Below are 16178 nucleotides of genomic sequence, written 5' to 3' on the forward strand. Positions count from 1 at the left end.
TTTAAAGTAACAACCAATATCCCGTATACATAATGGGGATATTGGAGAGATTAAATTTGTTATTCCTATTCGTTTAAAGACTGTTTGTTGTTATTTTTATAATAAATTACGTTGGTGTTTCTACAAATCTATTAATGTTGATTACATATCAATAATACTAAAATGAGTAATTGTTTAGTTTTTATTATATTATTTTATGTGTATTATGTATTATTGTTTATCGATTGAGTTTGTTCTTATTATTTCTAATTTTCAATTCTTGGATGATTTCATTAAAGTTTAATGATTTATGTTGTAATAGGACTAATAAATGATAAATTAAATCTGATGCTTCATTAATGAGTTCTTTTGTATTATAGCAGGAAATTGCTGCAAGAGCTGTTTCTAGACCTTCTTCTCCCACTTTTTGAGCAATGCGTTTGATGCCACTAGCATATAAACGAGATGTATAAGATGTATTAATGAGATGGGATGGTATATTTTTTTTTGAAGATATAACGTTTTCTAATTGATGAAGAAAACTTAATTCTGCTATCCCAGGATGGAAGCAGCTGCTAGTGTTATTATGGCAAGCAGGTCCATCTGGTAAAACAAAGATTAATAACGCATCTTGATCGCAATCTGAATACCAATTGATTAAGTTTAATATATTTCCGGATTTTTCTCCTTTAGTCCATAATCTATTTTTTTTGCGTGAGAAAAAAGTAACATGCTTAGTTTTTTCTGTTTTTATCATTGATTCTTTATTCATATACCCTAACATTAATACTTCTCCTGACTTCGCATGTTGTATAATAGCGGGTATTAGACCGTGATTTTTAGTCCAATCTAATTGATCATGATGATTTTTAATTAGCATAATCTAATATTTATTCCTTCTTTGTATAAAAATTGCTTCAATTTATGAATATCAATAATTTTTTTATGAAACACTGAAGCCGCTAAAGCACCGTCCACATCAGCATCGCGAAATGCTTCTAAGAAATGTTGATAGGTACCAGCTCCTCCCGAAGCTATAAGTGGTACTTTACAATGTTTTCTGATATTTCGTAATTGATCTAAATCGTAACCATTTTTCATTCCATCTTGATTCATCATATTTAATACTATCTCTCCAGCTCCATATTCTTGTACTTTTTTAACCCAATCCAATGTTTGCCATGTTGTGATGTGCATACGAGTGCTGTCTCCAGTATAGCATTTTACTTGATAAATTTTTTTTTTAGGATTATGCCAAGTATCGATGCTCACTACAATACATTGTGTACCTAAATGGTTAGCTAGTTCTTGGATTAGTATTGGGTTAATTAGAGCGGGAGAGTTAATTGAAATTTTGTCTGCTCCAGATGCAAGAATTTGTTTAGCTTGTTTTAATGTACTTATGCCTCCAGCAACACAAAATGGGATATTTATTATCTCGGCAACCTGAGAAATCCATTTTTTATTTACTACTTGATCATTCGGTGATGCTGTAATATCATAGAATACTAATTCATCGGCTCCTGATTTTGCATATCTTTTTGCTAAATCTAAGATATCGCCTACAATTTTATGATCTTTGAATTGTATCCCTTTAATGACTTTATTATTAGCTACATCGAGACAAGGAATTATTCGTTTTGCCAACATGATGTAGCCTCATCGATAGTAAATATATTGTCTAAAAAAGCACGACCAATAATAATTCCTGCTACTCCAGCAGAACGTAATTTAGATATCTCTATTAATTTATTGACACCTCCAGATGCTTGAAATGATATTTGTGGCCAACAATGACATATTGATTGATACAAAGATATATTACTACCTAACAACGTTCCATCTTTAGATATATCCGTGCAAATAATATGTTTTAAACCTACAGTACAATATTCTTCTATTATTTGGTCTAATTGTAAATTACTTTCTTTTTGCCAACCATAAATAGCTACTTTTCGATTTTTTTTAGAATAAACATGGATATCTATCGCTAAAACTAAGGCATTTGGATCAAAATATTCAAACCATTTTTTTACTGTCTTTGGTTGTGTAACTGCTACAGAACCTAATACTATACGTGTTGCTCCTGATTCTAACAGAATTTCTACATCTGTAGCGTTACGTATACCTCCTCCTATTTGTATTTTTGATAGAGGAGTAGTTTCTTTTATTAATTGACTAATTAATAAACTTTGTCTGTTTAATGGATTTTTTGCTCCATCTAGATCAACCAGATGTATCATTTTTGATCCTTGCTGTATGTATTTTTTCAATAATGAAATAGGTTCACCGTAATTAGTTTGCATGCGATAAGATCCTTGATACAACCTAACTATATTTCCGTTAATAATATCTAGAGCGGGAATAATCACAAATTATATCTCCAAAAAATTTTTTATTAATTGTTGTCCAGGTATCCCAGATTTTTCTGGATGAAATTGTACGCCAAAGAAATTTTTATATTTTATAACTGAACTAAATAATTGTCCGTAATTTGTTTTAGAAATTGTTGCAGAACATATTTCTATGCAATAATTATGTGCAAAATAAAAATAATCACTCTTCTTTATACCATGAAAGAAAAAATGTTTTTTAGGGATAGTAATGGTATTCCATCCCATATGCGGAAGAGGAAATCCTCGGTATTGCATACGTGTAACAGGTGTATGAATAATATTCAACGTGTTTACGCCATCATTTTCAGAACTTATAGATCCAAACAACTGCATTCCTAAACAAATACCTAATATTGGTTTAGTATAATTTTGTATCAACGTAACTAGATTTTTTTTTTTAACTGCTGCATTACAGACGCAGCTGCACCTACTCCTGGTAAAAACAGTTTGTCCGCCTGAGATATAATCTCAGCTCTGTCACTTATTATTGGGTTATGTCCTAACCTATGTAGCATGGTTTTGACAGATAATAAATTAGAACAGTTGGTGTTTATAATCACTATATTCATAGCAATGTTCCCTTAGAACTTGGTATATTATTATTATTTATATAAATAGCTTGACGTAATGATCGCCCGAAAGATTTAAATAAACTTTCTGCTTTATGGTGATCATTTTTTCCAGTTGCGTGTAAATGTAAAGCGCAACCCATTTTTGAAGATAATGAACGAAAAAAATGTTCTATCATTTCAGTACTGAGATCTCCAATTTTTTGGAAAGTATATTTAGCTTCATAGTAAAAATATGTTCTTCCAGAAAGATCTAATACACATCGCGCAATACTCTCATCCATAGGTAGGATAAAACCGAACCTTCCAATACCACATTTGTTGCCTAATGCAGTGTTTAAAGCTTCTCCTAATACTAAGGCTGTATCTTCTACAGTATGATGATCATCTACATGTACATCTCCTTTTGCCGTAATATTCATACATAATCCAGCATGAACAGCTATTTGCTGTAACATATGATTAAAAAAATTGATTCCGGTATTAATGTAACTTTTATTATTTTGATCTACCCATATCGCTATATCTATGTTAGTTTCTTCAGTGACTCGATGAATATATGCTGCCCTGTGATTTTGTGTTAAATAATTTTTAATTTTTTTCCAACCAAAATTAATACGATCATATTGTATTCCTTGAAGACCCATGTTAGTTGCTAACATCATATCAGTATCTCGATCTCCGATAACATAACTATTAAATTTATTTAATTTTTTATCGATTAGCCAAGAATTTACTAATGCAGTTTTTGGTTTACGACAACTACATTGTTCCTCAGGGAGATGAGGGCAGATTAATATTTGATTAAATTTAATACCTTGAGATTGAAAGATTTGTATCATTAGATGATGTGGTTTATTGAATTTTTCTATAGGAAATGAAGCGCTTCCTAATCCATTTTGATTAGTGACTATAACAAACTCAAAACCTATATTTTTTAACTCTATAAGAGCGGGAATAACATATGGTTCTAATGAGAATTTATCTAAAGAATCAATTTGAAAATTGACTTTTGGTTCGTTAATTAAGGTTCCATCACGATCTATAAATAAAATTTTATGATTCATGAGCGCTCCTATTTGCTGATATGGATAATGATGTAACATGTAATTTTTTTAAAACAGAAACTACATGTTTGCATTCATTATATGTGCCAACAGTGATACGCAAGCAATTCACTAACCCTGGTTGATTGCTTTGATCCCTTAATACTATACCTTGATGCAACAATGTCTTGAAAACCTGATATTTTGGATAGAATCTAACCAATACATAATTAGCGTTACTATTGAATACTTTTTGGACACAAGAACATTGCTTTAATCCTGTAATTAATATAGTTCGGTTTATATTGACTGTAGCTATTCTATTCTGAGTACGTTGTATATTTGTAGGGGTTAGAGCTTGTTCTGCAATATCAATGACTGGAGTAGATAATGGGTATGGTGCGATCACTTTTTCTAGTAATGTAATAATTTCTGGATTAGCTAAAGTGAAGCCGCAGCGTAATCCTGCTAATGCGAAAGCTTTAGATAAAGTTCTTAAAATAACCAGATGAGGATACGCTGATAGCCACCGGGCTAAGCTTGCGTCCGGGCAAAAATCAATATATGCTTCATCGGCTACTAATAACGCTCTATTTTGAATAATATCTAATAATTTTTTTAAACTATTTAAATGAATGATATTACCAGTGGGGTTATTTGGGTTGCAAATATAAACTAACTTAACGTTGTTAAGTTGTGATTGAATGGATAGTAAATCAAGTTGCCAGTTTTTATTTTTAGGTATAACTCGATAATTAATGCCTAAAATTTCTGCAGTAGTTTTATACATACCGTATGTCGGTGGACAAAATATAATAACGTCTTTTCCAGGATTACAAAAAACTTTCATTAATAATTCAATACTTTCATCAGCTCCTCTCGATACTAAAATTTGATCTGATCGAATTCCGGCGTAATCAGCGTAATTATTGATCACTTCTTGTGGTTGACAAGTAGGGTATCTATGAATGTTTTTATAACGAAACTGATAGTCGGGATTGATTGGAAATTCATTAGCGTTCAGCCATATCTTTCCTGAGTACGTGAATTTTCTAGCAGATTGATAAGGTTTGAGAGTTAATATATTATTTCTAGCCAAGTAACGAACGTTCATTTTGTTCCTTGATATAATTTATACGATGTGTTACAGCATATTCATGAGCTTTTAATTGCTCGATTTTTGTTAATGTTGTGATGGTTGATGATAATTGTAATAATCCATGTTGAGTTAATTGTTGCACCGACATTCTTTTTTGAAAATCTATAACTCCTAGTCCAGATGTGGTGATTGCATGCCCATATGTAGGTAAGACATGATTGGGTCCACTAGCATAATCTCCAGCCGTTCCCGGAGACCAATGTCCAAGGAATATTGACCCAGCGTTGGTAATATGATGTAAATAATCTGATGCATTTTCAATTTGAATGCTCAAATGTTCTGGAGCATAGCTATTACTTATAGAAAAACATTCCATTAAATTAGAAGTAATAATCATGCGGCTATTTAATAATACATTATTAATGATATTACTACGTGGTAGTATTTTCAATTGCTTGTGTAGCTCATGTTTTGTTTGTTCTACAATGTATGCGTGGGGTGTGATAAGTATTACGTGTGAATCAGGTCCGTGTTCTGCTTGTGATAAAAGATCTGCAGCAATAAAAATAGGATTAGCTGTATGATCTGCAATAATTAATATTTCGGAAGGTCCAGCTAACATATCAATCGCTGTTCCATTTGGTGAAAGGTTAATTTGTCGTTTTGCTTCTGTAACCCAAATATTACCGGGTCCAAATATTTTATTTACTTTTGGAATAGATTCAGTACCAAATCCCATAGCGGCTATAGCTTGACTACCTCCTACTTGATAAATTTCGTCGATACCGCAAAGTTGTGCGGTGTATATTATTATATCTGGAATTGGTGGTGGTGAACATAATATCACACGTCTACATTTTGCGATATGAGCTGGAATACCTAACATCATTACTGTTGACAACAAGGGAGCAGTGCCTCCTGGTATATACAATCCAACAATATTTAATGGACGAATAATTTGTTGGCAATGTACACCTGGAAAAGTTTCCAGGTGTACATCTGAATAACAGTGTGCTTGATGAAACTGTGTTATATTGGCCATGGCAGTATGTATTGCTTGTTTTATTCCATTAGATAAGTTACGTCCTGAATGCATGATAATTTCGTATGGGATTTGCAATTGTTTAGTTTGTACGTTATCGAAATCAAAATTAAATTTAAATAAAGCATGATCGCCTTCGTTATAAACTTGTGTGAGTATATTTTTAACATTTGTATAAATATCATTTAATTTATTATTTATTGGACGGATAAGAAGTGTTTTTTGTTCAGATGTGGAACAATCATTCCAATAAATAGATCTAGGGTGTTCATGAGAATTCATAATATTATTCCATCATTTTTTCTATTGGTAATACTAAAATAGAACTAGCTCCAAGGTTTTTTAAATTTTCCATTGTTTCCCAGAATAATGTTTCATTGCTTACCATGTATATTGCCACACGATGTTGATTGCCTGCTAGTGGTAATACTGTCGGACTTTCTGCTCCAGGTAGTAAATTAATAATTTCCTCTAGTTGTGCAGCAGGAGCATGCAGCATGATGTACTTAGATCCTCTAGCTTGGATGATTCCTTGAATGCGAATTATTAATTTGTTTATTAATGACTGTTTTATGGTGGACAATTTTCCAGATCGTTGAATAAGACACGCTCTAGATCGATAGATTACTTCCACCTCATGTAATCCATTAGCTTCTAATGTAGCGCCAGTAGACACTAAATCACAAATTGCATCTGCCAATCCAGCGCGTGGAGCTACTTCTACTGATCCATTTAGTAAACAAGATTTAAAATTAATACCTAACTCATCTAAATATTTTTTTAGAAGATGCGGGTATGACGTGGCAATCCGTTTTCCTTGCAAGGATTTTGGGCCATTCCATGGTTCGTCTATGGGTAGGGCCATAGATAACCGACAATCTCCAAAATCTAATCGGAGTAATGTAATGTAACAAGGATTATCTCCTTGCGATCGTCTTGTTAACAACGCTTCTTCTAATACATTTTCACCGATAATGCCTAAATCCACTATACCATCCATAATTAAACCAGGAATATCATCATCTCGTACTCTCATTATATCGATGGCCATGTTTTCCGCAAACGCTAGTAGACGTTGTTGTTGTAAATTAATTTTAATTCCACATTGTTCGAGAAGTTGTTGGGATTCTTTGCTCAATCTTCCTGATTTTTGTATTGCTATTCGTAATCGTGATCTATCCAGCATGATATTTTACCTTATGTCAACAATTTTCCATAATTAAACATTTTTTAAAATTCTTTCAAAAAGAAATATCTTTGATTTTTTTAATAAACAAAAGATTAAAAATGATTTCTATTGTTAAATTTTATTTGAAGGATTTAATCAGGGTCATGATGATAAATTAACATATGCAGTACAGCTTTCCCATTGAAAATTTTCATTACCTTAGTATTTTAACGAATATAATTAAATTTGTATAGGGTTAAATTTTATAAAGTTACTTTATTTTATACGTATATAATTAATATTATAACTAAATTAAAAAATGCTTTAAAATATTAGTGCGTATTATTACAAATAGTTATGTGTAATTTAAATTGTAATCACATATTATATATGTACATATGAGATATACATGTATAAGTACTTATTTTGGTAAAATTATGTGATTTTTTAAATTTTTTTCATATATTCTAGTTTAAATTAGAATATGCATGTATTACATGTATGTGAAAAAATGAAAACTGATTTTTTTTTAATAAAAATGAAAACACGTTTTATACAGATGTTGATAATATTTTTGCAATAAACGTATAAGTGTAATGTTTTGTTCGTTATATTTGTAAATTGAAAGAAGTGTATTCAGTTGATCATTATAAGATGGTGATTGATCTTTATTAAACAATTTGTTTTTTTTATAGTTTAACCATTTTTGTTGTTCTTGGTAATTTAAAGTATTAGGAAAATTTCTGGCTCTATAGTAGAACAAGAGTGGTTTTAAACGAGTATCAACGTGGTTAGTGCATAAATTTTTTAAGTCTTTTGAATGGGTTTTACGAATATTTTCAATTATTTTTCGATCAGAATTACTAAAAAATTTGTGATATAGTTGACTGTCTACATGAAGATTGTTATACAAATTTTGTTGATTTACGTAAGAATCTATCATGGTATACAGTGTGTTTATTTTATTGCGTAAATGCACTCCATTTTCATTCATTCTAAGAAAATTTAAATGTTTAAAACAGTGTCGATAATTTTCAGAGAACTGCATGATATAATTGCTCTGAATCTTGTTGTTTTCAACAAATTTTATTGGTATTAATATAGGGCACGCATTCAATCGAATTAATCGTAGTGGTATTTTTTTGAAAATATCATGTATTGTTATGTGATCAGAATATAATTTTTGATGTATTGTATTCACATTGAAATTCATTAAGGCATCTATGTTTCCATTTAAATCACATGCTATTAAAATATTGGGGTTTGTGGGATGTTGAGCAATTGGAGCTACGTAAGTAATAAAATTTTTGTATTTGTTATTCATTTTATTTGTTATAAATATCAAAGGATTCATGCTATTTAGATCGATTATTTTTTTTAACTGATATTTAGTCCGATGATTAAATAAAAATTGAAATAATTGTGGTTGAGCTTCTTTTATCAGTTTTGCTAACTCTAAAGTAGCGTATACATCTGACATGGCATTATGTGCGTTGATATGTTTTATAGAATTTGCTTGCGTTAAATCTTTTAGACGAAAACTAGGTTTATTTTGAGTATTCAATGGCCATGTAATCCCATTGGGACATAATGAATAACAAGCACGTAGTATATGTAATAAGTCCCATCGGGAATTACCTCGTTGATAGGCCCATGAGTAAGGGTCATAAAAATTTCTATAAAAAATGTTTCTACTAAATTCATCGTCAAAATGAATATTATTATATCCAAGGATGCAAGTATTAGGAATACAGAATAATTGATGAATACGACTAGCAAATTCCGATTCAATTAATCCATGATATGAAGTATCTTGAGGAGTAATTCCTGTGATAAGGACAGATTGTGGATTGGGAAGATAATCATTTGATAAACGACAGAAAAAAACTTTTTCTTTTTCTATAGGTTGTAATGTGCTATTAGTACGAATTCCGGCAAATTGGGCTGGTCTATCTAACGCTGGGTTTATACCAAAAGTTTCATAATCATAAATAAAAAAACTAGGTTGTGTAATATTAATCTGTATTATCATAATTATATGAGTTGTTTTTATTAAATAAAAATCAAATTATTTATTAATATTATAACGATTTCATTAGATTTGATTATATATGTATTGTATATAGGGTGTTTTAATTTATTATTGTTATTCATGCTCTATCCATTAAATATTTATGATATGTAATAATCTTACATGATATTAATAATATTTAATTATATTAATTTTTTTATTTTGTTTTAATTAAACATATGGAGTTTGTAATGTAGGGATTTTTCAAATAAATATAAATAGGATGTAATTATGAATGATAATGTTGATCAATCATTTTATGATGTATTAGAATTTGTGCGTATATTTCGCCGTAAAAACAAACTGCAACGAGAAATTATTGATAATGAAAAAAAAATTCGTGATAATCAAAAAAGAGTGTTATTGCTGGGTGATTTAAGGGATTATATTAAGTCTGAAACTTCTATAGAAGGGGTACAAGTTATTATTGCAAATATGCGTAATGATTATGAAGATCGAGTAGATGAATATATTATAAAAAATGCAGAGTTATCAAAAGAACGTCGCGAGTTATCAAAAAAATTAAAAAATTTTAAAGAATCTTCAAGTGATTAAATTGGATAATTATTGGGTTTTAAAATGTTAATTTTAATAATTAAATTGAAAATATTTTGTAATATCTAAATATATAGATAAGAAAGATAATTCATTTTATACAGAAGTGTTAGATATAATAGAATTATATGAAATAAAACATTATTATCTATTATTTATGATCATGATGTGAAAGATATCGTTTGTGTAATATGATTAGTTTTAAAAATTTATGAAAAATTAAACGATTGTTATTCAGGATATTTTTACATTTGTTGTTATGTATTAAATATGAATTTATATTGTTGTGATTAGCATACAAATATCGTTTGGTAATAAATTAAATCAATTTTAAATTGCATTTTTGTGATATATTGGATGTTGATTAAAATATTTATAAATTTTCATTATTTTGATATAGAATGTTATTCTATAGTTTTTGGGTGGGTTTGTGTTCAAAAAGGTAAAGTATAATAATTTTATAATGTTTGTAATTGCTGTTATGACCTCCACAGATATACATATTCCAGTGTTGTGAAAAGAATGTAACTTATATTGAAGATGAGTTATTTGTAGTGTTATAGTTTTTATATTTATCATTTTGATAATTATGGTAATCATTAATGACGCGTTGCTCTTGGGATATGCTAAAGAAACTTTAGAGATCGAAATTAACGAAGCTCAAAGAATGTTAGATAGGTTGGATGAGAGCATTGTGTTAGCTTGTCGTATATTATTGAATTGTACAGGAAAAGTTGCAGTTTCTGGTATAGGTAAATCAGGCCATATTGGGAAAAAAATTGCCGCTTCTTTAGCTAGTACAGGTACTCCAGCTTTTTTTGTGCATCCTGCGGAAGCTTTACATGGTGATTTAGGTATGATTGGAACACAAGACGTAGTAATGTTTATTTCTTATTCAGGTCGTTCTTGTGAAATAATCACTTTAATGCCATTGTTAGCAGATAGCGGTATCCCTGTGATTGCATTTACTGGAGATGTAAGTTCTCCTTTAGCGAAAGGAGCTACATGTGTTCTTAATATAAAAATACAAAGGGAAGCTTGCCCTATGGAGCTTTCTCCTACTTCAAGTGCAGTGAATACTTTAATGATGGGTGATGCGTTAACAATGGCCCTTATGAGGCACAGAGGTTTTAGTTTAGAACAATTTGCTCGATCTCATCCAGGAGGTAGATTAGGGGCTCAATTATTAAATTGTGTGCATCATTTGATGCGTACTGGAGAGCAAATTTCGAAAGTTTTTTTGAAAGTTACGGTAATGGATGCTATGTTTGAATTGAGTCGTACTGGACTCGGATTAACTGCTGTATGTGACAATCATAATTGCGTTACAGGAGTATTTACCGATGGAGATTTAAGACGTTGGATGGTACAAGGCAAATCTCTCGACGCCCCTGTTGATATTGCCATGACTAAACCTGGATATCGTATTCCAAGAGAATGGAGGGCAAGTGTAGCATTAAAAGCTTTGCATCATCGAAAAATTACCGCAGCACCAGTAGTAGATAAATTAGGAAGATTAGTAGGATCAATTAATATGCATGATTTACATCAAGCTGGAATAGAGTAAATAATTGTAAGTGTATCGGTAGCATAAGATACGATCAACTGAGCACTACATGAATTTTAATTAAAAGTGATTCCTCTAATTAATACTATCATTTGGCTCCCCTGACTGGGATCGAACCAGTGACATACGGATTAACAGTCCGCTGTTCTACCAACTGAACTACAGAGGAACCAATAATATATAATTATGTCATTTTATAGGGATATGCGAAATAATACAAGTATTTAATGATAATCAATTTCGTTTGATAAAGTATTTATAATATACGAAAGATAATGTTTTTATGCACATTACATATGGTTATATTAATAACTTAGGATTATATATGGGGATTGATTCTTTTTGAGAAGGGGTAAATAATGAACTTGTATGATTATGATCTTACATGTAAGAGGTATGTCGACAAATATTATCTTATGTTAAAGAATATGTGATATTTTAGTGAGAAAATTTATTGAATAAGGGAGAGATGCCGGAGTGGTTGAACGGAGCGGTTTCGAAAACCGTTTTAAAGAAATGATATCTTTCAAGGGTTCGAATCCCTTTCTCTCCGTTATTTGGAATATATAATACTGTATTGTATGACATTTTTAATGTACTGATTATATAGCAACAATATAATAAAATTGTATTTGTTGAAGGTTTCGTATCTCTCGTATGATTATTTATATATAATTGAAAATTATTAAATAATTAATAATAATGTTTCGTAATCATTAAAATGATTACTGGTGTTCTAATGTATATATGTAATTATTGCGCTATATTTCAGTAAATGCAAAGTTACTCATATTATATGTTTTTTTGAGATAATATGAAAAGATCATGTCCAGTGATAGTATAATGATCAACTGTTATTGATAACACAGTTTAATAGTTAATTTTTAATTTTTGAAATATATGATTATAGTAATGCCATTTGCAAAAATACTGAATTTTACAAAAACTGGTGTACATGATTGTGGCGGTGAGGAAGGGATTCGAACCCTTGATACATAAGGTTTTGTATGTATACATGCTTTCCAGGCATGCTCCTTAAGCCACTCGGACACCTCACCATATTGTTGCGCAATAATAACAAAGAACACTAAAAATAAATAATTATAAAACAATGTATTTGATTGAGTTCAAGTATGATTAATCAAATTGCTTCATGGTTGATGAGTAATGTTAATCATTATGTATATGTTTTTTGTTTAGATATAATTAAAATTGTTTATATCTATTGTAAGTTTTAGTAGTCTATAGAATAGGTAGTGTAGTGGAAATATTTATATTGTTGTTTTTATTCATCACAGTTTATGTTTTTTATCATGATTATTATTAAGTAAAGATTGAAAAGAATAATATTTGAATTGACAATATAGCCCTAACAAAGTAATCAAACCTATTATGCTTAAAACGATCCAAGGTAATTGCATAAAGTTTTGTTCTTTTCCAATATCATACAACCATCCGCTGCCACTATATCCTACAGTACCTCCTAAAGCTAGACTTAATTTGCTAAAACCTATATAACTGCTACGTGCCTTATAGTCTGTTAGTAACGCCCCTAAAGTTTCTCTTGCAGGTTCAGCGATAATAGATCCTATGTAAAATAAACTAATTAGAACCAATAAAGTATTTAAATTTTTGACTGATCCAATAGGAAATAAACTGATTATCATAGTTATTAGTCCTACCATCAAGCGTGTTTCTAGTTTAAAATATTTTTCGCTCCACCAAGTTATAGGCATGATTAACAATAAAGATAAAATTGCTTCTATGATATACATCCATTTGATGTATGATAATTGACCGGATACTTCATGAATGCGAATAGGTAACATTAACATAACTTGAGCTGATAGAATATAGTAACCAGTTAGAGTAAAAACATAAATTACAAATCGTTGATTATTGAGTACTTTTTTTATTCCTTCTAATAATGAAGCATGAGAACTAGAAATTTTATATGCAGGTAATCTCCAAGCGTTAAAAATTCCGGCAATAAAAAATAATATTGCTCCAGTAAAGCATACTAATTGAAAATTATATTGTAATAACCATGTACCCAGTACTATTCCAATAATAGCGCACATGCTGTCTTCTAGCATTAATACAGAATAAAATCTCCCTAATTCCCATGGACGAACTAATTTAATTACTAATGCAGTGCGTGGCGGATCAAATAATGTTCCGCCTAATGCTGATAACACACATGATAAGCATAATAGCATAGGGGTGTTTGCAATACTCATTATAATAAATCCCAAAGTACGGATGAATAACCCAGATACAATCATAGGTTTGGCTCCTAATTTGTCGGCAAAAGCACCACTAAGAATGCCTAGTCCTTGTTGAATAAATTGTCTTAATCCTAAAGCAAATCCTACTAAAAAAGCACCCCATCCCAATTGTTCTACGAAATATATTGAAATTAGCGGAAAAACAACATAAAACCCTACAACTACAAACATGTTATCTATAATTAAAAAATATTTACCCAGTCTTCTAGCTTGAGATATTGTATACATGGTTCACCGTTTATGTATTTTGTGTACACTAGTATTTTATTGTGTGCACGAAAAAATACTTCAAAATAATTATAATTCTTAATTTTTAAATATAGTGTAAATTAATATGTGTCTTGTATTTTATATGAGATACTTTAATATAATGATATTTGGCATTGTTATAGTTTATTTTGTATATGTTATTTAGGCATAATATTTTTTAAATAGGAGTAACTATATTTATTGAAGATTTAAAAAATTATGCGTATATACTACATTATTTATGTATAGCGAAATTTTTTGTCAACATTAAAGAAGTATTTCAAGTGATCATCTGTAAAATATGTGCAATAAGAAATATGATTTCTTGTTATCGGTTATTATATTGTGAGTGTTGTTTTTTTGTATTTGTTAAGATGCATATATTATACCATATGTATGTAATAATTGTAATTATATGTGAACTGTATTAGTGTTTTAAATGTATGATTTTAAAAAAATTTTTTAAATGTTTTCATTTGTAGAAACAATCTTAAAATTGCAATAAAACTGGATTAATTATTTAAATTATAAAAATAGTTTTGTTTGTTATTATGTTTATATTTTTGATAAATATTTTGAAATATAATGAATTTGTTAAAATCTTTGACCGCGATGAGTTTTATAACTATTTTATCTCGTATTTTAGGTTTTATTAGAGATACTATCATAGCTCGCATGTTTGGAGTCAGTATTATGACAGATGCGTTTTTTATTGCTTTTAAATTGCCTAATTTATTAAGACGTATTTTTGCTGAAGGAGCATTTTATCAAGTTTTTCTTCCTATATTATCAGAATATCAATGTCGTGAAAGTCAAAAAGAAATACGAGTGTTTATTTCTAGAGTATCTGCTTTATTAATAGTTACCGTAACTTTCATAGTGCTTATTGGTTTATTGACAGCGCCTTGGATTATTATGGTAATTGCTCCAGGTTTTAATAGTTCTTCAGAAAAATTTGTTATAACTATTGAGATGTTTCGAGTGATGCTTCCTTATATTTTATTAGTGTCGTTGACATCATTAATGGGAGCAATTTTGAATGCTTGTAATTTTTTTTTAGTTCCAGCATTTACTCCTATTTTTTTAAATATTAGCATGATAAGTTTTATGTTATTTTCAGAATATTTATATTTTCATACTCCTATTATGGGATTGGCTTGGTCAGTTATTATAGGGGGAGTGTTGCAGTGTTTTTATTGTTTGCTATTTTTAAAAAAAATTAATATGTTAGTTATTCCAAAAATGCAATTTTATGATAATAGAATATATAGAGTATGCCGATCTATGGTGCCTGCTTTGATTGCAGTCTCAAGTAGTCAGGTATCATTAATTATCAATACTATCCTTGCTTCTTTTTTGAGAGATGGTTCTGTTTCCTGGATGTATTATGCTGATAGGTTAATGGAATTGCCCATTGGTGTGTTTGGTGTAACATTAACTACTATTTTAGTCCCATATTTATCCCGTTTTATTTCTAAGAAAAATTATGGAGATTATTTTTATTTGATGAATTGGGGAATGAGATTATGTTTGATATTGAGTTTACCTAGTGCTGTTGTTTTAGGAGTTTTGTCTGAACCGTTAGTAATAACGTTATTTAAATATGGTAAATTTTTAGAATTTGATGTATTAATGACACAGTATTCTGTAATTGCGTATGCAATAGGTTTGCCTGGATTGATTTTTACTAAAGTATTAACGTCTGGTTTTTATGCTCTTCGTGATATTAGAACTCCAGTGTATGTAGTTGTTATTGTGCTTCTTTTTAGTCAATGTATAAATTTAGTATGCTTTAATACATTAAAGCATGTTGTTTTTTCTTTTTCTGTTAGTTTAGGTGCTTGGTTAAATGCAGGGTTGTTATATTGGAAATTTAAAAAAAAATATTTATTCCAATTGCAAAGTGGATGGTCATGTTTTTTTTGTCAATTGATTGTTGCTCTTTCTGTAATGTGCATAGTATGTATAGGATTATTAATATATGTACCTAGTTGGGATCAAGGAAATATTTGGTGTAGATTCATGAGAATGGTAGGGACTTTAATATTAGTGGGTAGTAGTTATGGTATCACATTATGGTGTGTAGGTATTCGTTTAAAAGATTTTATTTTTTTGAGTAAACGTTTATATTGATATAATAGAAAATATC

12 protein-coding genes, 3 tRNA genes and 1 pseudogene are annotated in these 16178 nt (G+C 29.8%); 4 read left to right on the forward strand and 12 right to left on the reverse strand.

Translation table 11 applies throughout. From position 1 onward, the window contains the following. Positions 1 to 217: 217 nt before the first annotated feature. The 9 genes and pseudogenes from hisIE to sbcB all read right to left on the reverse strand — a co-directional run bounded on the left by hisIE (position 218) and on the right by sbcB (position 9331). Positions 218 to 859 carry a bifunctional phosphoribosyl-AMP cyclohydrolase/phosphoribosyl-ATP diphosphatase HisIE gene (gene hisIE, locus M9397_RS00270; RefSeq protein WP_250259742.1) on the reverse strand — a complete coding sequence of 214 codons (642 nt, stop codon included), beginning with the start codon at positions 857 to 859 and terminating at the stop codon, positions 218 to 220. Beyond that, positions 853 to 1629, reverse strand: a complete 777-nt coding sequence (gene hisF, locus M9397_RS00275; RefSeq protein WP_250226989.1) for an imidazole glycerol phosphate synthase subunit HisF — start codon at positions 1627 to 1629, stop codon at positions 853 to 855. Before hisF ends, hisIE begins: the two co-directional genes overlap by 7 nt. Next, on the reverse strand, positions 1611 to 2351 hold the full coding sequence (locus M9397_RS00280; protein WP_250259744.1) for a 1-(5-phosphoribosyl)-5-[(5-phosphoribosylamino)methylideneamino] imidazole-4-carboxamide isomerase: 741 nt from the start codon (positions 2349 to 2351) through the stop codon (positions 1611 to 1613). Before M9397_RS00280 ends, hisF begins: the two co-directional genes overlap by 19 nt. Positions 2352 to 2354: 3 nt before the next feature. After that, positions 2355 to 2944, reverse strand: a pseudogene (hisH, locus tag M9397_RS00285) (imidazole glycerol phosphate synthase subunit HisH). Beyond that, entirely contained in the window at positions 2941 to 4011 is a 1071-nt protein-coding gene (gene hisB / locus M9397_RS00290; protein ID WP_250226991.1) for a bifunctional histidinol-phosphatase/imidazoleglycerol-phosphate dehydratase HisB, read from the reverse strand. The pseudogene hisH and the gene hisB overlap by 4 nt, the downstream one beginning before the upstream one ends. After that, the gene (gene hisC, locus M9397_RS00295; protein WP_250226992.1) at positions 4001 to 5104 is read right to left on the reverse strand and encodes a histidinol-phosphate transaminase; all 1104 of its coding nucleotides are present in this window, start codon (positions 5102 to 5104) and stop codon (positions 4001 to 4003) included. Before hisC ends, hisB begins: the two co-directional genes overlap by 11 nt. Next, positions 5082 to 6413: a histidinol dehydrogenase gene (gene hisD, locus M9397_RS00300; protein WP_250259746.1), complete on the reverse strand. Its 1332-nt coding sequence runs from the start codon at positions 6411 to 6413 to the stop codon at positions 5082 to 5084. The genes hisC and hisD overlap by 23 nt, the downstream gene beginning before the upstream one ends. A 4-nt stretch (positions 6414 to 6417) precedes the next feature. Continuing rightward, positions 6418 to 7317: an ATP phosphoribosyltransferase gene (gene hisG / locus M9397_RS00305; protein ID WP_250226994.1), complete on the reverse strand. Its 900-nt coding sequence runs from the start codon at positions 7315 to 7317 to the stop codon at positions 6418 to 6420. 511 nt (positions 7318 to 7828) lie between these two features. Beyond that, on the reverse strand, positions 7829 to 9331 hold the full coding sequence (sbcB, locus tag M9397_RS00310) for an exodeoxyribonuclease I (protein ID WP_250226995.1): 1503 nt from the start codon (positions 9329 to 9331) through the stop codon (positions 7829 to 7831). A gap of 270 nt (positions 9332 to 9601) precedes the next feature. On the opposite strand from sbcB, the gene tmaR reads away from it, so the two are divergent. Together tmaR and gutQ are read left to right on the forward strand one after the other, a co-directional pair. After that, positions 9602 to 9925: a PTS system regulator TmaR gene (gene tmaR / locus M9397_RS00315; RefSeq protein ID WP_250226996.1), complete on the forward strand. Its 324-nt coding sequence runs from the start codon at positions 9602 to 9604 to the stop codon at positions 9923 to 9925. A gap of 589 nt (positions 9926 to 10514) precedes the next feature. After that, a complete protein-coding gene (gutQ, locus tag M9397_RS00320) occupies positions 10515 to 11492 on the forward strand; it encodes an arabinose-5-phosphate isomerase GutQ (RefSeq protein ID WP_250226997.1) in 978 nt (325 codons plus the stop codon). Positions 11493 to 11585: 93 nt separating this feature from the next. Here the strand turns inward: gutQ and M9397_RS00325 are convergent. Then, positions 11586 to 11661: transfer RNA gene (locus M9397_RS00325), tRNA-Asn, on the reverse strand. Between the two features lie 294 nt (positions 11662 to 11955). Here M9397_RS00325 and M9397_RS00330 point away from each other — a divergent pair. Continuing rightward, a tRNA-Ser gene (locus M9397_RS00330) sits at positions 11956 to 12045 on the forward strand. A 409-nt stretch (positions 12046 to 12454) separates the two neighbouring features. Here the strand turns inward: M9397_RS00330 and M9397_RS00335 are convergent. Both M9397_RS00335 and mdtH read right to left on the reverse strand, forming a co-directional pair. Further along, a tRNA-Ser gene (locus M9397_RS00335) sits at positions 12455 to 12550 on the reverse strand. Positions 12551 to 12784: 234 nt separating this feature from the next. After that, on the reverse strand, positions 12785 to 14008 hold the full coding sequence (gene mdtH, locus M9397_RS00340) for a multidrug efflux MFS transporter MdtH (RefSeq protein ID WP_250226998.1): 1224 nt from the start codon (positions 14006 to 14008) through the stop codon (positions 12785 to 12787). Between the two features lie 606 nt (positions 14009 to 14614). Here mdtH and murJ point away from each other — a divergent pair. Beyond that, positions 14615 to 16162: a murein biosynthesis integral membrane protein MurJ gene (murJ, locus tag M9397_RS00345; RefSeq protein ID WP_250259748.1), complete on the forward strand. Its 1548-nt coding sequence runs from the start codon at positions 14615 to 14617 to the stop codon at positions 16160 to 16162. The last annotated feature ends 16 nt before the right edge of the window (positions 16163 to 16178 follow it).

The organism is Blochmannia endosymbiont of Camponotus sp. C-003 (genome assembly GCF_023585685.1).
GTDB lineage: Bacteria > Pseudomonadota > Gammaproteobacteria > Enterobacterales > Enterobacteriaceae > Blochmanniella.